The organism is Paenibacillus sp. YN15 (assembly GCF_003285005.1).
Classification (GTDB): domain Bacteria; phylum Bacillota; class Bacilli; order Paenibacillales; family NBRC-103111; genus Paenibacillus_AR.
This window is the reverse complement of the sequence record NZ_QMFA01000021.1, coordinates 1-20,719: the sequence shown is the minus strand read 5'-3', so window position 1 is coordinate 20,719 and position 20,719 is coordinate 1. Positions and strand designations below refer to the sequence as shown.

Genomic DNA, 20,719 nt, shown 5'->3' with positions numbered 1-20,719 from the left:
TTACTCGAACCTCCACGGAGTGAACCGGAAATCCCTTGCCCAGCATGGGGGTTCCACTTTGGACAGACGCGCCAATTTTTTAGTCTTGCGCCTCTCCACACATGAATTTGGCGCGGACCAAACACGCGCTTATCCTCTCGAAGTGGCCCCCCATCCCTTTCACGAACAAACCCAACGCTTCCTTTCTTCCTGTTACCGCCGCGGTTTATCCTCAGGCACAATCCAATATTATTCGTTTCACTTTCTCGAACTTCTCCAAACGATGATCCATGACATGGCAATCATGATGCATCGTGATCGTCCCCCTCCGGATACAGCCCGGTCCGGTTTCTGAACCATTGGTAAAGATGGGTCATAACCACCTTCAGCACCGCATAGCCGGGAACCGCCAGAATAATGCCTACAATCCCGAACAGCTTGCCCGCGAATACAATCACGAATATGATCGTCACCGGATGCACCCGCAGCGTCTTGCCCATAATCTGCGGCGAGATGAACTTTCCCTCCACCAGTTGAACCGCGGTCCAGACTACAACCATCTTCAGGAGCATAAATGGCGAGGTTACCATGGCCACGATCAACGCCGGGGTGATGGCGATAGCCGGACCCAGATAAGGGACCACCGCTGTGCAAGCGGCAACAATCGCCAGCACCAGAGCATATTTCAGCCCGATAATGATATACCCGATGTAGAGCAGCATGCCTATGCAGCAGCTGACGATGATCTGCCCCCGGATATAGGAAGCAATCTGGTAGTTCATCTCCGCCATGACTTGCCTGGTGCGCTTCTGCAGCCTGGTCGGTACGAAGTTGATCATGTAATCCGGCAGCTTCTTGCCGTCTTGCAGCAGATAGAACAGAATGAACGGTGTTGTGATCAGCCCAAGCACCACCTGGGTTAACGCCCCGACAAAGCTGCTGACTCCGTTAACCGTACCCTGTAATATAGAGCTTCCCCAACCGGCCACATTTTCGGCAATGCTGAAGTCGGCACCCGTAGTCCGCTGCAGCCATTCGAAAAAATCACTGCCCATCAGGTTGTAGAATTGGGATTGGATCTGCTCGCTGTAGCGGGGAAAATTATCCGACAGATCCACGACCTGGGTGCGGATAATCGGAATAACCGTGAGCAGAATCAGCGTTATCCCTCCTGCAATCAGCAGATACAGCACAATTACGCCGAAGCTGCGCTTCAGGCGGCATCTGCGCTCCAGATAATCCACCAGCGGATTAAGCAGATAATAACCGACTCCGGACAAGATCACCGGCAAGGCCACCGTGTGCATCAGAGCGGTCAACGGCTTGAAGATGAAGGGAATTTGGGAGAAAACAAGCACATTACTCCCGATCAGCAGCAACACAAGCAGAAAGACGACCAATTTATTATTAAGGAAAAATTTTTTGAACCGCTCCGGCCAAACCTGAATCTTCTCCATTCCGTCTTTCGCCTCCCGGTGATGTTATGTTAATGATACCTTTTTTCGCGCCATTATTCCAGAAGGTTCCCAGAGGTTTAGAGATCTTGTATATAATGTATTTATCCATGTTGGCATTCACGCAAAAAGAGCAAGCGGAAGCTGTTTAAGCGTCCAACTCGCCCTGAAAAGGAATGCTTAGATAGCTCAAGACCGCGTACCAGCATAGCCATGAATTGTGCCCTGGTCAAATCGGCCTCCGGCGCAAAAAGCCCGTCGCTTACGCCGCGAATGATCAGACTGGAGGCCAGCTCCCGTATTTCGTGTTCAGCCCAATGCCTGTGACTATCCGCGAAATTTTTCTCTCCCAGTCTATGACCGTATAGAGCCCCTGGCCCTTGCGTTGAAACAGACGTGAATACCCCGACTCTGACGGTCGTATATGTTCCATATGATTCCATGTTAAAACACAAAAATAAAAACCCTTGGTGAACAAAGGAAGCTTACCTCCCAAAAGCCCTTATGAGACAGGGGTTTTCAGGTTTTTGTATTTTTCTCCCATTGATGAAAATCCAGTTATTTTCCGTGTTTGGTGCGCTCATACACCCCCATCACGTGCCCAGCTTAAAGTACCATCGTTGTCCTTTCTGCTTCCTCATGTTTTTCCAAAGATGCTTTGAGCGCCCCAGTTTGGGTCGAAAGCACATTCTCCAGCGTCATGATATGATTCATTGCTTCAATGATATCCATATGTTTTTTTACCTGAACACTCAATTTCATTTCCTTAATTATAACCCCCTGCTTTCCGGCATCATTTATTTTGCGGCAGTTCATCCGAACGTCGATAATTCTAATGCCCTGCTCCCGCAGCAAAGTATAAATCAAATTCTGTGTGTTTGATTCCTCCGTGAACCGGATCATCACGTCATGCCGCCGGCTTCGCTGCATCAATTGTTTTTCCAATTTATTCAACAGAAACAAACTTACAAGCACAATTACAGTCGATAAATTTGCGACAAATAAAAAACCAGCCCCTACACACAGGCCTATGGCGGCGACCACCCAGATTGAGGCCGCCGTGGTCAAGCCAGAGACACTCAAGCCGTTGCGCAGTATAGCACCGGCACCTAGAAAGCCGATGCCACTCACTACTTGGGCTGCCAGCCGCGCCGGGTCCATGCGTACGCTCTGTTCATTCACGTAGGCATTAAATCCGTACATGGACAAGAGCATAATGACGGTCGAGCCGATGCAAACCAGAATATGCGTTCTGAGACCGGCGGAGTGATTGTTCCATTCCCGTTCCAGCCCAATTATTCCACCTAGTCCTGCAGATATGAAAATGCGTATAGCCATGTCTAGCTCAGAAATATGCCATATGCTGGACATGGCTGCCACCACCATTATCGCTATACGCAATTACGCCTCGCCACATCATAAACTTCACTCCATCGCAAGTCAAATGTTTTTATGCCACCTCCGGCGCAGCCTTGACCGTTATCCGATATAGCTGAAAACAAAAGCATAGTACCTTTCAAGTTGATCATCTCGCAAAGCACAATGGTTCATGCCCGGCACTTCGATATATTGAATGCGTCTAATAGTATGGAGGGTTTGGAAAAAAGCGTCAGAATGCGCTTGTTTGCTTACCTCCCGGTCCTCGAATCCATGAACCAGATAATATGGAATATCCGGCATGCGATATGCCAGATGAAGGGGGGAAGAAGAAGCGATGGCCGTTTCAAGATCGCATGGATAATGAGCAAAAGCATGGTATAAGGTTCGTGGCACATCCTCTCTTTCCGTATAGTGGTACAGCAGGTCACAAACGGGGCTATTAACGGCACAGGCTACCGGCGTACATGCGGCATACACTGTATAAACCAGCGCACCAAGTCCTCCCATGCTTCCGCCGGTTGCAACAATCGGGATACCATCGCTTAATTGATATTTCATCATCGCCGCCTCAACAACGGCATCCACAGTTCGGATCGCCGTATCATTCATCCAACTCCATGGACCATAATATGGATAGATATACAATGCGCGATGCCGGGCATATATGATAGCCGCCTCAGGGTCCTCACGCAAGATACGCATCCCTCCATTCAATCCGTGAAAATCAATTACGATTCCTTCCGTCTTTCCCTTCAACAAATGGGCATTGGTATAGGCAAACAAATGCAGATGATTGGAATGAATAGGAAACGATATCGTCATATGGATTAGCCTGTCAGAGAATTCACACTATGCTTATTTTGGTGAGAATGCTCCCTGAGAGGATACACCTCCTTCATTTCAGAAGCGATGGAAACGTCGATTGGGGTCTTCAGGTCAACGCCAATATAAGCTGACACGAGCCGGCCATCTGTGCCGGTGATCCCGGTATTTTTCACATCCTTGCGAACCAGCTTCCGAACCATCGGTGCACGTACGCGATTTTCCGCTCCGTATGTCCCGCGCCGCCTCCCTCATGGCCGTTGAACGGATAGATGGCGATATCCTTCTCTCCGGCAATCCGATTGTATGTAGCGAAATACATCTGTGGCGGACATGTATCGTCCTTCAGCGCGACGGAGGCGAACACCCTGCAAGTAATACGATCCGCCATGTTCATCGTATCGAAGTAGCTTAGATTATCGAGGACCAAATCCAGCTCGTCCGGATGCTTCTTGATGTATTCGGCCACGCTCGCGAACGCCCCATGTTGGCCCTCGACCCGTTGCGTCAGATTGCTGTTGCTCGGCACATCGGCCAGCGCCAGCACCGGTCTGTCGTCCAGCGCTGCAACTGCCATTGTCAGTCCTCCCCCCTGGCTGCCACCCTCGACGACGATCCGCGAGCAGTCGACCTCCGGCTGTTCGCAGGCAAAGTCGATCGACTTCAGGCAATCGACATACACGTGGCGATAATAATATTCGTACCGGTTGTGCACGCCCTTGCTGGCGACGTTCATCGAGAATCCGCTCGAATATGAAGCGCGGTTGCCCGTACGCCCTCCCTGATCGCGGCAATCGACGGCAATGACGACGAAGCCCATCAGCACCCAATGCATAAAGGACGAAGGCTCGCTGCGGCTGCCGTTAAGCCCGTGATAGCGGATTAGACAGGGCAGCAGACCATCGCCCCCAAATTTGGGGACGATCATCCAGCCGTGGATCGGCGTGCCGTCCATGCCGTTGTATTGAATTTCATAAACGACAGCTTGCCGAATCGGATAGTCCACGCGCAAACGCTTGGCTGCCAACGGCGCCTTTTTCGCCCCTTCGATTGTCTCACGCCAGAAGTCGTCGAAGTCGTCCTTCCTTGTAAGCGGGGGCAAGTAGCGGTACAGCTCCTGCGTCGTTTGCTGTAAATAACCCAACGCAAATTCCTCCTCTGTGTGATACGAATCCATGCACGGGAAGAGTCCGCCGCTAAGCGAGCCCTTCCCGTCCTTGCATGAACCGTTGCAGATTATATGATAGCTGAGATCTCGGCAGCGGATAGCGCCCTGCCATACACGCGAACTTCGTCGATCTTGCCGTCAAAGTACAGGTCGCCGCTCGGACGGCGGCCGATGTTGACGTTCAGCGTGTTGTTGTATTGCGACGCTGCGATAGACGTCGTATTGGAGTTGCTGAGCGTCCCGTTCACGTAAATCCGAAGCGCCGTTCCCGGCTCGTAGACACCCGCCAAATGAACCCACTGTCCCGTCGGAATGGCCGAAGCGCTGTTCACGAGCTGTACGGTTGTGCTGTTCGTGGCGATCTGAAACGATGCCTTGCCGTCCGATTCCACGTTCAATGTCCATCCTCTGTTGCTCGCCGCTCCTTGCTTGGCGATGATCCGGCCCGCATGCGTGAACGTATCGACATACACCCACGCGGACAGCGTCATCGCGCCGGTCAGCCGCAGGGCGGCCGGATTGCCCAGGTTGATATAGTCGTCAGTGCCGTCAAAGCTTAGCGCGCCGTTCGTGTGGCCCGCCGTCCATACCGGGCCGTTCGTCAGGGTACCGTCAATGTCGTTGCCAGAGTTGTCGGCGGCCGTCGTCCCCGACGTCTCGTTCAAGCTCCAGTGGGCGATGAGATCAGGAACCGTCGTCGACGTCGAGGCCAGATTCGCGACTTCGCTCGCGGAGAGCGACTTGTTATACGCCTTCACCTCGTCAAGCTTACCGTCAAAGTACAGATCGCCGCTTGGCCTTCGGCCGATGTTAACGTTCAGCGAGTTGTTGTATTGCGAAGCGGCAATCGACGTCGTATTGGAGTTGCTGAGCCTTCCGTTGACATAGATCTTGAGCGCGGTTCCCGGCTCATAGACGCCGGCCAGATGCACCCATTGCCCTGAAGGAATGGCTGCGGCGCTGTTCACGAGTTGTACCGTGGTACTGTTGGTCGCGATCTGGAACGATGCTTTGCCGTCAGACTCTACGTTCAGGCTCCAGCCTCTGTGACCGGATGCCCCTTGCTTTGCAATGATCCGGCCCGCATGCGTGAACGTATCGACATACACCCACGCGGACAGCGTCATCGCGCCGGTCATCTGCAAGGCAGACGGATTGCCCAGGTTGACATAGTCGTCGGCGCCGTCGAAGCTGAGCGCGCCGTTCGTATGACCTGTCGTCCAGACCGGTCCGCCGATCAACGTGCCGACAGGCACGTTGCCCGAAGCATCGGCAGCCGTCGTGCCCGACGTCTCGTCGAAGCTCCAGGAGCCGGCCAGGCCGGGCACGGCAAGCGCCAGGAACGAGGTCCTGAACAGCGTCGGGTATACCCAGGCATGATTGTGATAATAGCCGCTATCGTAATTGATTCTGCCTGAAAGCGGGCGGGCGCCCTTGACATAGTTCTCGTAATTAATATCTTGATAAACGTCCGCCATCGCCTCATAAAGGTTTCTGGCGTTGGAGAACGTCTGGTTCGGACCGCCGTAGGCGGTCGGCCACTCCGACACATGACCATTGACGTAGTAGAACATTTTGTCGAGCGCCAGTTTGATCGTCTTGCCGCTTGGCGATACCCAGTGGAACAGATCCTCGCCGGTGGCGTTTTTCACGATCTCTGCCGCCGACGTCATCGGCCCAAGCGCAAAGTAGTGATACCATAGCGAATTGGTACCGCGGGTCGTCTCATCTGGGAGGAAGCCATCCGATGCGATCGACACGTCGATCTGCGTCTTGAGCTGAGCCACTTCGCCGGCCATCCCGGCGGCATCGTCCAAGTATTGATAAGAAGCAATCTGTGCGTACAGACTCCAGTTCCGCCAGTTGCTCGTGAAGGTGATCGTATCCCAGACCGGAATCATCACGTTCGTCAGCCAATTGCCGAATTGCGTCTTGTCCGCCGCGCTCCAGCCTGGATAATCCTTGAGCATATCTGCCGCATTAATAAGGCCCACCCCGAGATAGGCCGAGACGAGCCGTCCATCCGTGCCGCTGACGCCGGTATTCGTATATGCCCAGCCGTTCAGCAGCTCCTTCGCCTTGTCGGCATAAACCGTATTGCCTGTGAATCGGTATGCGACCGCAGCCGCATAGGCCGATTGAGCGTCAATCTCAAGACGAAGCTTGTTTGCATTGTGGGTAGTCGGATCGGCATAGTAGCCGGGGATGTTAAGAACAGCGATCGCGTGGCTGCTCTCCGACAACGCTGCATTGGCGTCCGTCATCAGCTTATCGTACGCTTCCTTCCACGGCGTGACGTTCGCGTCGACCTTCGACTTCGCGATTGCGAGCTCGCCGGACATCACCAGCCCTCCCGGATGGGAATAGGCCGAAGCCGATAGGGCAAACGACAACAAGAGTACCACTGCCAGCGAACCAATCGACCATTTGCGAATCCTTTTCATCATGCATCCTCCTCATGCGAGTTTAAGTTCTAGTACATCGTTTCAAAAGTCCTTTCCTTCTTTTATAAAGACCAGGGAGCCAGAGCGAACCCGAATTGCTCGGTCAGAAGCCTCACGATTTCACCTAATGTGCCGCAATAGGGAGTCGCTTCCCAACGCCCCCGATAATCGGCCATACTAAGGTGTGATACTGGAACATGACCTTGGTAAGGCGCGGAGTGCGGCATATATCCGCAACCCACAGCTGGCCGCATCGACAACATCGCTCACTGCTCTACGCCCAATTTTTATGTCGCGCTATTATGTGGATGACTGAGACAATCTTCTATATGCTCCGTTATCATACGATTGCGAAGACAAATACCTCTGTCATCCAGCAGATACTCATAGATCACGCCATTCGTATTCCCATTAATGGGAGGATAAACAGCCTTCGGGCAAATGATCCGGCTCAAGCTTACCGTGCTGGCGCCATGACCGAATACAGCAACGGCAGCATCCGTCGATAGCAGCGGCGACAACTGCTTTTTGTAAAACAGGTGAATCCGATCCTTCAGCTGCTCCAAGGTTTCCGGCCAAGTCGGCCACCACTGTGAATGGCTATTCTCCCTTTCGGGAAAAGTGCATAGCGGGAACTCACGAATTACTTGTTGAATCGTTTCCCATTCAAAAGTTCCGTATGCTGGCCAGTCTTTTTTGAAATATTCGCACATCTCGGGCGCCAACTGAACGGGGACTCCTTTCACGGCTGCCAGTGGAAGCGCAGTTTGTATAACCCGGCGCAGCGGACTGCTGAAAATGGTCGTAAGCGGACGGTGTTCCAAATAATCACGGATGCGCGACGCATGTGCCTCCCCCAGCTGAGACAGTCCACAATTGGGCGTAAGCGATTGCCGTATATTCCCCAATGATTCTCCATGACGGATGATATATAGCAGCATACAGACACCTCCTCATCCCGATAACCTTTTATTGGGGATGTATAGTAACGATCACCCGGCCGTAGCTGGTGAGCGGCGGGTTGCCCGTATCGGTAGCTGCCAAAACAATATGGATCGTTTCAGGCGCTTCGACTTTGGGCGCAACGAAAGTAAATTTCGATGTTTTCTCACCTTGAAACGCTATATCCCCCTTGAAGCTCCCCGCCTCACGATAAATAAACCATTCATATGTCAAATCATCTCCGTCCGGATCATAGGAGGAAGAAGCATCCAGCAAAATCGTATTTCCCGAGATCGCCTCAAGCTCCCGGTCGCCTTGAATGACAACTACGGGTTCATGGTTTGCCTGATCCGGCGGCAGGACGCACCAGTCCATACGCGCCTGGAACGAGCGTTGAAACGCGTCCCGCCAGCGATAAACAGATGACCAATATATGGAGTCCTCATGCTCGCCTGTGCCCTGAAATTCCTTAGAGTCGAAATAATGCCGCAAAGCTCCTTTTCCAAGCTCATATCTTCCGCCCCACCCCCCCCAATCCGGCCGTTCCGGATTGCTTAACCCGTTGGGGATTAAGTAGAGGAAGGATGGAGTGTCGCCTTCCTTTATGCCTTTTACCCCTTTGCCGAAAATATCGCCGCCATCATATTTCGGATAGGCTGCTCCAAGCGGGCCATGCCCCTCAGTCACATGCTGCAGAAGCCATTCATCCGTTACCAGCGATGTGTCTCCGCCTTTGTATATGCCGCGGGTAGTACTGAAGCTGCGGATGTAGAACAATTCGGGATAATGATCCCGAACCCAGGAGCCCAACCGGTTCTGGTCAACAATGGAAAATATGCGCAGGCGGGCAATCAACCGCAGAAATTCCTGTCGGCTGCGGGTATGCTCTGCTTTCCACAATGCTTGCGCCAGCTCCATCGTCCCACCCCAGATGATCACCCACAATGGCCGCTCATCTTCGTTCTCCATGGCTTGCAGAATCCACTCCGAGCCCTCCGTATCATGACCGTCGCCTATAAACTCCGGTCCGTCATCTGAATTGCCCGACTTGATAACACTCAATAAATACTCTTCGCTGGGGTAACGCGGATCATGGGCTTGGAGCTGCGTGCACACCTTGCCGTATTCCTTCACAATAGCCCTGATATAATCAGGCTTTACCTCGCCGCTCCAATGATTCGTACATGTGGCAATAAGACTCTCGATTTCAAATTCATTGGCGTACAACAGCAAACGAACGAGGGATTGTGTATCGTCCGGTTCCTTGAAACCCGTTTGCAAGCTGCTAATGTCCGTTAAGACAATCAACCTAATTTGAGCATTCGTCATTTTTAATTTCACCTCTCTCGATTGTTACTTGCTCACACTCGATCCACTCGCACAATTCTTCCTCGTTGACGGGCTGAAGTGGTGCCAATCGCATGTTTGTCAACCTTACATGACGCAGGTGATGACCGCTGATTAGCTTCCAAGGCGCTGCCTGGACAGATCCGCAATCCAGCACCACTCGATAGCCCGACACCTCTAAGCCGTTCACGTACGCGGCGGTTATATAAGCTTCAACCGATGCGAATTGGGTGTCACTCTCCCGTATAGTACGGAATCTAGTCCCCGTAGGCTTTGAGCGCCCCTGCTGCTTTGTATGGGCAAGCATTCGTTGGCTGACATTGAGGAAGGTTATATTCTCAATACCTGCATCCGGACATCCCTGGAGCAGGACAGGCGCCGTTGCATTGATCTGCACATCCCGCAGCAACACTTCTCGGATGCTGCCCATGGCGGAGTCCTCATACCTTCTTTCTACATCCATCAGAATCGGATTACTTTGAGACTCCTCCTGATTTATAATTATATTGGCAAACTGTATTTGGTCTGCATTCGCCCCGTCCTTGATAAAAAAGCCGATTGCTTCACCCTTGGAATGGATGATGCAGGAGGATATAAGGATATTTCGGAAATCCCCGAAGGTTTCGGTTCCGAACTTGATCCCTCTGTATGTGAGCGTATTCATGAAACAGGAGTGAACGATAATATTCTCGCAAGAAACCGGCTCTGTAGTCTTAAATGCGATACAATCATCTCCTGTTGTAATGCTGCAATTGGCAATAAGCACATTCCTGCAGGAATCCGGATTGATTCCGTCGGAATTAATTCGATTCATATTGTTGCGGATGGTTACACCATCAACCACCACTTCTTGACACTGCTTGAAGTGAACCGTCCAGTAATCGCTGTACAGAATGGAAATACCGCGAAGCTGGACGTGCTGGCAGCCCGTGATCATAAGTGTGCAGCGCCTGAACTTATACTCCGGTAAAATATTTTGCGCAATGGTGATTTCCTCCACTCCTTGACCATGAATGGTCCCCTCGCCGACGATGCCAATATGGCTGGCTTCCATCGCCATAATAAGAAAACCGATCTCTCTGCCGTTATGATCCTCGTAATGATAGTGCTGCTGCTGCTTACTGGCCTTCAGCACCGCTCCGTTGCCAAGATGGAGAATCACATGGCTTTTCAGCCTGATCGTTCCCGTCAGATACTCTCCAGCCGGAAAATATAAAGTTCCTCCCCCGCCTTTATGGCAAGCGTCAATCGCTTGTTGAATGGCTGCCTGATCAAGGGTAACACCGTCTCCAACCGCCCCATACTCCTTTATGCTCTGCATTTCCCTCTCTCCTTTTATCCTTTTACAGATCCTAATAGAACTCCCTTTGCAAAGTGCTTTTGCAGGAATGGATATACCACAAGGATGGGCGCCGTTGCTACGACAATAACGGCCATCTTTATGGATTGGGAAGGTGGTGTTACATATTCCGGCCCAAAGCCCGAGGAATCGAACAATCCCCCTTCAGACATAATGACAATCTGCCGCAGGATGACCTGAATGGGCCATTTATCCGATTGATTCAAATAAATAATCGCGCTGAAAAATGAATTCCAGTGACCTACTGCATAAAAAAGCGTTAACGTGGCTATCACGGGCATAGACAGAGGCAACACAATACGCAATAAAATCCCCAGGTCATTGCAGCCATCAATTTTTGCTGATTCCTCTATTCCGTCCGGAAGCTCTTGAAAGAAATTCTTCAATATAATGAGATTAAAAGCACTTATCAGCCCGGGAATCATGAGCGCCCAATAGGTGTTAATAAGATGAAGCTCCTTCACGACCAGAAAGCTGGGGATCATCCCCCCGCTGAAGAGCATGGAGAATATAACCATCAGCATGATTCCTCTGCGCATGAACAATGCTTTACGCGCCAACGGGTACGCCATTAATGATGTAAATACGAGATTGAGGAACGTGCCCAACAAGGTAATATAAATCGTGTTTAATAAACTTCGTATGATGATAGGGGTCGAAAAAATATAATGGTAAGCCTCTAACGAATATACCGTTGGAATCAGAACGAATCCTTTCTTCAGAAGCTCTGTTGTGGTCGTGAATGAACCGGCAATGACATACACAAAAGGCAATACCGTTATAAGCGCGAAGCAAGTCAAAAATATCAAATTGACTGCGTCAAATAATCGGCTTCCTATGGACATTCTGTGCATTGATATCCCCCTCAATATATACCTTCATGATTAAATTTCTTTGCGAGGCGGTTGGCCCCGACAATCAACATCAACCCAATGACGGATTTAAACAATCCGACGGCTGTGCTGTAGCTGAACTGGCCTTGTGTGATTCCCGCTGTATAGACATAAGTATCAATGACCTCGGCTACGCCGCGGTTTAACGCATTCAGCATCAGAAAGATTTGCTCAAAGCCCGTATCAAGAAAATTTCCAAGCCTCAGAATCAACAATATGACAACTGTGTTTAAGATCGCCGGTATTGTAACATGCCATAATTGCTGCCAGCGATTCGCCCCATCGATCTTCGCCGCTTCATAAAGCTGTACGTCCACACCGGCAAGTGCGGCTAAATATATAATTGTGCTCCAGCCTGTTTCCTTCCACATTACCTCACCCAATACCATGGGCCGAAACCATTTCTCACTGGCCAAAAAATTGATTTTTCCGATGCCTGCATCCTGCAAGAGTACATTGACAATTCCACTTTCCGTATTAAAGAAAATATAGATGATTCCTACCACAATTACCCAAGACATAAAGTGCGGAATATAAATTAACGTTTGGATCAGCCGCTTTGCTGACTGCAGCCGCAGTTCATTCAGCAATAACGCCACAATAATCGGCACCGGGAAGAACAGAACGATGTTCCAAAGAGCTAAAATCAATGTGTTTTTCATCAGCATCATAAAAGTCGGTTCGGAGAAAAAGCGTATAAAATGGTCAAACCCAACCCATTCACTTCCGCTAATTCCAAGAAACGGCTGATAATTTTGAAAGGCGATCAACACCCCCCACATGGGAACATACTTAAAGATAAGAAAATACAATAGGCCCGGCAGCAGCATGAAATACAGCCACCGATCCCTCACCATCATTTTGCTCCACCGTCTCAGTAACGGAGAATAATTCATGAGATCGAGTCACATCCTTTTTATAGTTGCAAGCTTAGTCCTATCGTACCGGTCGCCGCCATAACCGTAAATAATCCGTAGTTAACCCGATGCATTCCGATAACGGAGTAATCATTATTTCTCTCGGATAATCATTTTTTAGCCCATAAAAAAAGGACCTTGCACAAGGTCCTTGGTCATTGGTGCTCAAGAATCGGAATCCGCGGCCCCCCCGCTGTCCCGATGAAGCTCCCGGTATTGACGGGGGGTCATTCCCTCCATTTTGCGGAAAGAACGGATAAAGTTTTGAGCGTTATTATATTGCAGCCTTTCCGCCATTTCTCCAATTTTCATATCCGAACTGATCAGCCATTGTTTAGCAGCTCCTATTCGGACCTGGATGAGATATTCAATGAACGTAATCCCTGCTTGCTTGCGGAAAATGCGGCTTACATACACGGGTGAATAGTTAATGCGGGCCGCGCATGATTCCAACGTGATGGGGGTGTCGAACTCCCGTTCAATGATTTGTTTAACCGTATCCGAGATATTCTTGAATTGCGACTCGGATTGTAAAGTAAGCTGGTTGATGATAGGGATGATCAGCTTCTTAAGCATCCACTTCATAATTTCATCCGCAGTTCTGCAGTTGAAAAAGTCGTCGAACAAAGAGGTTTGGCTGCTCTCGCCCTGTTGTGGAAGCATAGCTGCCAGCCGGAACAGCAATGGGACAAACTGCATTTGATACTCCAACGAGCTTTGTTTGATACGGAATACCTCATCAATAAAGTTCTGAAGCATAATTTCCGCGCTTTTTTCATTCAACAACTTTATGGCATCGATTAGCTCCCTCTCCACCTGCTCCGGATAAGTGGATGGCGTCCGGTAGTCAGGCTTCACATCATTAATGGACAGCAGCGCTTCATCCCCAATTCTTATCCGATATTTAAGCGCCTCACATCCTTCCGCATAAGCATTATGGCTATCCTGCAAGGAGTGAAAGACGCGGCTGATGCCAATGCTCACCTGCAGTTGCAGAATTGATTTAATGGTAGCCTGAATTCGCTGCGCCAGTTCGTATGCATAGGCGGCGAAATGATCTGTGTCAGAAGAGCCACGCAGCAAAGTAACCTGCTGCTGGTCGATAACAACAGGCAGCAGTTGTTCCTCGGGTCTAAGCAATTCCCCTACAATATTATTAACTGCAAACAACAGCAAATCTATGTCCCGCTGTTCAAACCTGGTGTCTTCAAGTGTATCCACTTGCAGCACCAAGACTGCGTATTGGGCATAATCGCTGGAGTAGCCAAACGTCGTCAGCTTCTCCCGGATTTCATCCGACTTCATCTTACCACTGAAAAGCCGGGTTATGAACCATTCTTTCAATTGTTTATTTTGCCCCCGAAGCGCCAAGCCCAACTCCTCCTGCTCGTGAACGAGAGACAGGACGCTCCGCTCGATATGCCCCAATTCATCCTCGGACGGCCCGCTAACCTCCTGCCGTGACTTATCAAGGGTTAGCCGATATAATCGGCGTACCGGCATATACACGAATCGGGAGCCAAAAAAAGAAAAGAGAAGGATGATTACCAGTGTAACTATGCATGTAAAGAAGGTAATATACCCTATAGGGCGGGATTCACGGCTAAGCTCCTCCAGATCGATAACGGTTGCATAAATCCAATGATTGTAAGAAGATCGGGTATACGTTAACGCATAGGTATGATCGTCGTTCAATGATGTGAATTCCAGTTGTCCGCTTTCCTCTGTAAGATCAGTCTGATGTTCGGCCAAAAACTCCTGAAGCCCATCAATAACAACCTGATCGCTTTGATGTGCAATCAGCTCATGATTCTCGTTCATGATAAGCATCGTGCCAGTAAAGCTGGAGCTTGTCAACCATTGTTGAAGGGAGCTGCCGGGTAGATTTGCAATGATGAAGCCCTCCGGGTCCCGAGTGAAGTTCGGAATAGTTTTGATTAGACGCAGCTGCACACTGCCACTCTCATCCACCTCGGATGACCAAAAGGATGATCGTTGTTTGATAGTATAGTCAAGCAATCGTTCCTTATGCGCCGACTCCTCCAAGGACTGCAAGCCCTTGTTGTCAAGGAGCCATTCATGCCGCAGACTCGCCAGAATAATCTCCGTTATCCCCGTCTCAAAACCCTGGAGATTGCTTAATGTTTGCTGCAGATCACGAAGATCCCCAAATTCGTTTGTCGTATACGCCTCTCTTCTAATAACATCAACCAGATAAGGCAGATTAATGAATTGGGTCAGGGTGTGATCCGTTGTTTTCAACGTTTGCTCAATTCGTAGCTGCGACTGAAGGACCACTTGACGGTTTCCTTCCAATACCCGTTCTTCCACTAATCCTGAAGATATAATATAGGAGAAGAAACCCAATCCTACAATAGGAACTGTGCTAATGGCTGTCATTGCAGCCAGGAGCCGCGTGAAATATTTGGAGAACCTCATCAAGAATCCCCTCGTCCGATACAACACAACATGGGATGAGGATGAATCCCCAATCCCATGTGGCACTGTTCGTTTATTTGGTAGCTTTTGCGTATTCCGTCTCCAGCTCCAGCAAAATCTGGCTTCCGCCCAATTTGCGCCATTTCTCCAGTTCCTGCTTATAGCCAGCCTCGTCCATCATCCCCATGATGAACTTAACCCTGGCATCATAGATAATCTTGTCAATTTCCGGTCCCTTTATTCCCTTCGTTTCCGAATTCAGAGGGGCAGAGGGATCTTTAGTAATAATTGAAGCGCCTTCTTTCTTAATCAGCCTGTTGATTTTTTCCTCCAGGGGAGTGGCAAATTTTTTCTGCTGCTTTGTTAACCCTAAGGTATCATAAACAGTCAGTTGCTCAAAGACTTTCCATCCGCTTGGAGTTTGGAAATTGTCTATTCCGACAAAAGTATTATTTTCTACCTTATAGGAGACCCCCTCGATTCCCCATGCGAACAAATCTATCATTTTATCATCGCCCAGCTTGTTGTAAAAGCTTAGAATCTGCTTCAATTCCGCTTCCGTTTTCACGCTGGATTTAGGAAATACCACGATGCCATTGTGTCCGGGATACGAAGGAATACGTTCTCCTTTTGGCCCCTTAATCTGTTGCGTAATATCAAACCGGGCTTTCGGATTAATCTTTTCCGTTTCTTGTTGGTATCTCTGGGCTCCGTCAACTGTAGCAAAAACCGCTCCGCCTTTACCGGTATAGATCATCTCGTTCCTTTGCGCCGGGGTCATTACCGCAAAGTCAGAGACGAGAATTTTTTCCTCGTATAGCTTTCTCAGGAACTTCATGGCTTCGAAATTTTCAGCCGTTTCATGAGCGGGAATGAACTTGCCATCCTTAACCTCATATCCTTGAGGGGACCCGAAGATTGCAAAGATGGTATTGAAGCCAAATATATTATTAGCGTCGATTAAGCCATAGGTATCCTGTTTCCCGTTCTGATCGGGATCATTATGAGCAAATGCCTTCAAGGCAGTGTATAGCTCATCAATTGTGGTTGGGGTTTTTAAACCGAGATTGTCCAGCCAGTCCTTGCGGAAGATCAATCCCTCGCGCGCGGCGTCGCGATAACGATACAAACCGTAGGTTTTACCATCATACATTGTGTTCTCATAACCAATCGCCGGCATATTGGCTAAATTCGGATAATTCTTTAAATATGGGCCTACCTCCCAGAAAGCGCCGGACCGCATAGCATTGATGAAAGCCGCGCTTTTCACATCGCCGCCAAGTAATGTCATAACCTTCGGCAATTCTCCGGAGGCTAAAGTGATATTCAGTTTGTCCGAATAGCTGGCCGCGGGTGCGTAACTAATCGTCAGCTTCGTATTTGTATACTGTTACTGACGTTCTATCATGGCAAGAAATTGACGGCGCAAGGTGTCCGGATTCAAATGGAATATCTGACCGAAAAGGGCGCATAAACGGGAAGCCCGGTCTTATCGCCAGCTTCCCGTTATGTCAGATTTCTACCCAGTAGGTTTGCTTGTTCTTCAAGTAAAACTGGGCATTCTCGCTCATGACCACGTACCAGTCCCGGTCCATCTCGATCCGGCACGCCACCTCCAGCCCTTCCCGAATGTGCATCAGCAGATATTCCCCGCAGTGAAATCCCACTTTTCGGCCCTCGATCTCCACTACCCACCAAGCCCCATTCCGGTCATAGGTCATCGGAAGCCACTGCCGCCTCATGACAATTCTCCCGCAATGACCTGTTTCACCATATGGTCATCGACGATCCGCCGCTTGTTCTGCGCTCCGTACATCAGACTGTGAGTCGCGACCTGGTTGAGCATCCGCGCCGTTCCTCCCGAATACCGATACATTTCCTCTACCGCTGCATCCGAGAAGATATCCTGCTGTGCTCCCGCATAGGTCAAGTGCCGCTTCAGGTACTCTGCGCTCTGCGCCCGGTCATAGTGAGACAACTTGCACTGCAGATCGATCCGCTGCCGGATCGCCGCGTAGGTTTGCAGCCGCAGCCGTTCCCACAGCTCCGTCTGACCCACCAGCACCAACGCCATGGGGCTCTGCGCATCCATCCGGAAGTTGAGCAGAAACCGCACTTCCTCCAGCATCTCCCGGTCCAAGAGATGGGCTTCGTCGACCACCACCACCGGCTGCACCTGATGCATCCCCCGCAACAGCTCAATCTCCCGGTGTAGCTGCCGCTTAGCATCTCCCCGGTAGAACCGGGCCTCACAGCCCAACTGCTCCAGTATCCCCTTGTAAAAGTGGCGCGGTGTCAGCTTCGAATCCGCCACATAGAGTAGCTTGTATTCCGACTCCTTCAGTTCCCCGGCCAGCCGCCGCAGGATGGTTGTTTTCCCTGTGCCACAATCTCCCGTGACCACGGCAAACCACTGCCGTTTCGCCGCGTAGACCAGCCTGCCCAACGTTTCTTCCAGCATAGGGGACACATACAAGTCCTCGACCGGCACCTCCCGGGTGAACGGCGTCCGGCTCAGATCGTAGAAAGCCTCAAACATGGCGTTCTTCCTCCCGAACCGTCCGGTAGCTCACGGCATGGGCCTGCTTCTCCTGACGCTCCTCCTGTTTCTTGGCCGCTCCCTGCAGTAGCCTGGATCCCTCCGGCGGTTGCGGCTGCAGATGGGCCGGCAGCTTCGGCCGCTGACCGGCCCATTCTCCGATCTCCAGTTCCTTGGCCTTCCAGGCCGGCACCCCTTCGTATTCTAACGTGATCTCTCGGATGTCCGCCGGGTCATAGACCACCTCCACCGTTCGCCCGATGAAAGAAAGCCCGGCCTCGTATTTCCTTCCCATGAAGCTGATGCAGCCCGCCTTGTCCACCTTGCGTTTCTCGCTGTGCAAGAAGGCATCCGCCACCCCTTCCGGATCGGCAAACCGCAACACCTTCGTATCCCGGCGAAACGCCATTTGGGGAGTGGTTTCTTCTCCCAATGCGGCATGGGGCTTGTTCTGATGGCACTCGCTGAGCCACGCCTGAAAGAGCGTATTCAGTCGCTCCAGCGTCCTGGGCTTCTCCAACGCGGCCTCATCCAGAAAGTGCTGCACCACGCCGTTCAGCCGTTCTACCTTGCCCTTGGACTCTGGCGAGTACGGCTTGGCAAAGAGAAGCCGAATGCCCAGCTTCGAGCAGGTCCGTCCCATCTGGTGGCTCTTGTATTGCTTGCCGTTGTCGAAGTAGACCGCCTCTGGAATCCCATAGACTCCGATGGCCTGCCGAAAGGCCTCCTCCACGATGCGGGCATCCAGCGTCGGGTAAAACTCCCCGTGCAGCACAAAGCGCGTGGCGTCATCGATGAACAGCACCAGATATACCTGACGTGATTCTCCCTTGGGGCCAATGGGCAGGTAGGGACCAAATTTAATGTCGCTTTGCCAGATCTGGTTGCGGTGCCGTTTCTGGAAACGCCGGGCGGCGACTCCCTTTGTGGCATACAGCCGCATGTGCCGAGAACTGTAGCCGCGTTCCGTCAGTTTCTCTTGCAGGGTGCTGCGTTTGACCTGCCCGGGTTCAATTTTCTCTTCCCACTCCAAAATTTGAATGATCTGCCGGACGCTGCGTCCGGGCACCTCCCGACGCAGCAGGATCGCTTGCTCCAGCACTTCTTCCGCAAGGATGTCCGTGGCCGGTTTTCGACCTCGCGTCTTAGGCTTCAGGCCGGAAAACCCTTCCTCCCGGTGCCGGGCCAGATACCGTCGGATGGTGCGTTCCGACCAGCCGGTTTGCTCGGCAATGGCCGTTTTCAGTTGACTGGCCTTGGCCGGATCCAGTCCTTCCGCTAAAAGAGGCGCCAAAACCTGCATACGCTGGGCCGCCACCTCTTCGGCATGTTGTTTGATCTTCATGTTCTCATCTCCCTTGGCTAGATGATTCCAGTCTAGTCCAAGGCAGAGTGGACAGGAACGCAGAACGGGTCTGTGACCCACAAGCTGCTGTTGACCACGGAACGGACAATCCGGCTCAGCCATCCGGGAGCGCTTTCGACGTAACGGTGGAGCAGGGGAAGGACAGATTCGGGGAGACCACACGTCTTCTCCACGGGCAGGTGCAAACGCTGGGCAAGGGAGGCCAAACAACCAGCGGCATACACGGCCCATGTGGCAAACCAGGCTCTCCAACGGGATAGCGTGGATTCATCTGCTGCGACAGCATCCGGAGGAGGTGAAGTGACGGTCTGTTCGATGCTGGCTGCATCATAACGCTTGTAGGGCACCAGCATGTCCGGCAGTTCATGGTGGATTTTCTTACAAGCCGAGCAATATAGCCGCCGGATGATGAGCACGGCTCGCTCACCGGAGCTTTGGTACCAGACACGGGGGCGACTACCGATCACTTCCAAAAGGGCTTCACAGCAGGGGCAATGGGCTTCCTCTGTACTTCGAACAAAAAACGCCGGTCACATCCCTCTTTTCAACCAGCGTAAACTTTGATACAATAACCATACTTTAGGTTTATGTGGAAGACGACCCCTGAGGCAAAGACTGTTGGCGCAGTCCCCTCCTAGACAAGGGTCGTCTTTTCCTTTCCCGATTTTCACTCTGGACATTATATCGGTCAATCTTTGGTCAGGCATAAGCGTCAACTTTCGGATAATTTCGCTTAGCAGAAACAGTATACTCTTCAATAAGCTTTTGAAACGGCTCGTCAGCCTTCGGTGGTTCCGTTTCATACAAAGGCATCATTATACTAAGCTGTAGTGGCTCCTGCGACTTGTCCGCCGCCTTGGCCGATGGACTGGGAGCTTTATTCTCCTCTCCGCTACTGCTGCTGCACCCCGCCGCTAACGTAATTGTGGTTGCCAATGCAAAAAACAGATAGCTCTTGCGAATTTTTCTCTGCTTCATGTGCGAGCCTCCCCTAATAAAAGTGATTTGTGATTTAAGCACCCCCATTATATCCACACATCCGTGTGACATGAAATAATCCTAATTTAGTTTGTTAACTCCATGCACAGAATATAATCCTCATTTTACTTAGACTAATCATTTCATAATCATTTGAAATTTCATTGTGCATTACCCTTTATCGATTTCCTGAACAGTAAACCCCAACAACAAAATTCGGCGTAAGTGATCGAGACTCCTTCCATGCTGCAAACCCAAACAAGGCAATAAACTGCAGAGCATATAGTAATAAAACCGATGTTAGAAAAACAATCTAGAAATAGCAAAAGGGCTTCAGCGAAAACCGCTGAAGCCCTTGCTGCTTGTAGTGCGGTCGAGAGGACTCGAACCTCCACGGAGTATTAGTCCACTGGAACCTGAATCCAGCGCGTCTGCCAATTCCGCCACGACCGCAAATGTATGGTGGGCGCTGAGGGGATCGAACCCCCGACCCTCTGCTTGTAAGGCAGATGCTCTCCCGGCTGAGCTAAGCGCCCGGGATATGTATGACCCGTAGGGGAATCGAACCCCTGTTTCCTCCGTGAGAGGGAGGTGTCTTAACCTCTTGACCAACGGGCCAATCGGAAAGCTTCCAACCGGAATCGAACCGGTGACCTCATCCTTACCATGGATGCACTCTACCTACTGAGCT

The 20,719-nt window shown here is 50.9% G+C and carries 16 protein-coding genes, 4 tRNA genes and 2 pseudogenes; all 22 read right to left on the bottom strand.

What is annotated here, in order from left to right:
* Positions 1-281 precede the first annotated feature (281 nt).
* Positions 282-1,436 (bottom strand): AI-2E family transporter, encoded by a 1,155-nt coding sequence (locus DQG13_RS17120; RefSeq protein ID WP_113021004.1) that lies wholly within the window; start codon positions 1,434-1,436, stop codon positions 282-284.
* A 101-nt stretch (positions 1,437-1,537) separates the two neighbouring features.
* Positions 1,538-1,876, bottom strand: coding sequence for an S-layer homology domain-containing protein (locus DQG13_RS31895; protein ID WP_397333988.1), 339 nt, complete (start codon positions 1,874-1,876; stop codon positions 1,538-1,540).
* A gap of 163 nt (positions 1,877-2,039) precedes the next feature.
* Positions 2,040-2,804, bottom strand: coding sequence for an MgtC/SapB family protein (locus tag DQG13_RS17110; RefSeq protein WP_113021002.1), 765 nt, complete (start codon positions 2,802-2,804; stop codon positions 2,040-2,042).
* A 108-nt stretch (positions 2,805-2,912) separates the two neighbouring features.
* Positions 2,913-3,635, bottom strand: a complete 723-nt coding sequence (locus DQG13_RS17105) for an alpha/beta hydrolase family protein (RefSeq protein ID WP_113021001.1) — start codon at positions 3,633-3,635, stop codon at positions 2,913-2,915.
* Between the two features lie 172 nt (positions 3,636-3,807).
* Positions 3,808-4,779, bottom strand: a complete 972-nt coding sequence (locus DQG13_RS17100) for an acetylxylan esterase (protein ID WP_113021000.1) — start codon at positions 4,777-4,779, stop codon at positions 3,808-3,810.
* A gap of 92 nt (positions 4,780-4,871) precedes the next feature.
* On the bottom strand, positions 4,872-7,250 hold the full coding sequence (locus tag DQG13_RS17095; protein ID WP_113020999.1) for a LamG-like jellyroll fold domain-containing protein: 2,379 nt from the start codon (positions 7,248-7,250) through the stop codon (positions 4,872-4,874).
* 284 nt (positions 7,251-7,534) lie between these two features.
* Complete coding sequence (locus DQG13_RS17090) at positions 7,535-8,188, bottom strand: histidine phosphatase family protein (RefSeq protein WP_113020998.1); 654 nt, start codon at positions 8,186-8,188, stop codon at positions 7,535-7,537.
* A 28-nt stretch (positions 8,189-8,216) separates the two neighbouring features.
* Positions 8,217-9,518 (bottom strand): nucleoside hydrolase-like domain-containing protein, encoded by a 1,302-nt coding sequence (locus tag DQG13_RS17085; protein ID WP_113020997.1) that lies wholly within the window; start codon positions 9,516-9,518, stop codon positions 8,217-8,219.
* A complete protein-coding gene (locus DQG13_RS17080; RefSeq protein ID WP_113020996.1) occupies positions 9,499-10,857 on the bottom strand; it encodes a glycoside hydrolase family 28 protein in 1,359 nt (452 codons plus the stop codon). The genes DQG13_RS17085 and DQG13_RS17080 overlap by 20 nt, the downstream gene beginning before the upstream one ends.
* A gap of 14 nt (positions 10,858-10,871) precedes the next feature.
* Entirely contained in the window at positions 10,872-11,750 is an 879-nt protein-coding gene (locus DQG13_RS17075; protein WP_113020995.1) for a carbohydrate ABC transporter permease, read from the bottom strand.
* Positions 11,751-11,761: 11 nt separating this feature from the next.
* Positions 11,762-12,685, bottom strand: coding sequence for an ABC transporter permease (locus DQG13_RS17070; protein WP_258525713.1), 924 nt, complete (start codon positions 12,683-12,685; stop codon positions 11,762-11,764).
* Positions 12,686-12,871: 186 nt separating this feature from the next.
* Positions 12,872-15,145, bottom strand: a complete 2,274-nt coding sequence (locus tag DQG13_RS17065) for a helix-turn-helix domain-containing protein (protein ID WP_113020993.1) — start codon at positions 15,143-15,145, stop codon at positions 12,872-12,874.
* 73 nt (positions 15,146-15,218) lie between these two features.
* Positions 15,219-16,520, bottom strand: a pseudogene (locus DQG13_RS17060) (extracellular solute-binding protein); the annotation flags it as partial.
* A 136-nt stretch (positions 16,521-16,656) separates the two neighbouring features.
* Positions 16,657-16,887, bottom strand: a complete 231-nt coding sequence (locus DQG13_RS17055) for a DUF5348 domain-containing protein (protein ID WP_113020991.1) — start codon at positions 16,885-16,887, stop codon at positions 16,657-16,659.
* Complete coding sequence (locus tag DQG13_RS17050; RefSeq protein ID WP_113020990.1) at positions 16,884-17,684, bottom strand: ExeA family protein; 801 nt, start codon at positions 17,682-17,684, stop codon at positions 16,884-16,886. The genes DQG13_RS17055 and DQG13_RS17050 overlap by 4 nt, the downstream gene beginning before the upstream one ends.
* Complete coding sequence (locus DQG13_RS17045) at positions 17,677-19,029, bottom strand: DDE-type integrase/transposase/recombinase (RefSeq protein ID WP_113020989.1); 1,353 nt, start codon at positions 19,027-19,029, stop codon at positions 17,677-17,679. Before DQG13_RS17045 ends, DQG13_RS17050 begins: the two co-directional genes overlap by 8 nt.
* Before the next feature lie 32 nt (positions 19,030-19,061).
* Positions 19,062-19,532 (bottom strand): annotated as a pseudogene (locus tag DQG13_RS17040) (DUF6431 domain-containing protein); the annotation flags it as partial.
* Between the two features lie 217 nt (positions 19,533-19,749).
* Positions 19,750-20,028, bottom strand: coding sequence for a hypothetical protein (locus DQG13_RS17035; protein ID WP_113020988.1), 279 nt, complete (start codon positions 20,026-20,028; stop codon positions 19,750-19,752).
* A gap of 368 nt (positions 20,029-20,396) precedes the next feature.
* Positions 20,397-20,481, bottom strand: a tRNA-Leu gene (locus DQG13_RS17030).
* A gap of 7 nt (positions 20,482-20,488) precedes the next feature.
* Positions 20,489-20,564 (bottom strand) — tRNA-Val (locus DQG13_RS17025).
* 10 nt (positions 20,565-20,574) lie between these two features.
* Positions 20,575-20,646, bottom strand: a tRNA-Glu gene (locus tag DQG13_RS17020).
* 11 nt (positions 20,647-20,657) lie between these two features.
* Positions 20,658-20,719: transfer RNA gene (locus DQG13_RS17015), tRNA-Thr, on the bottom strand.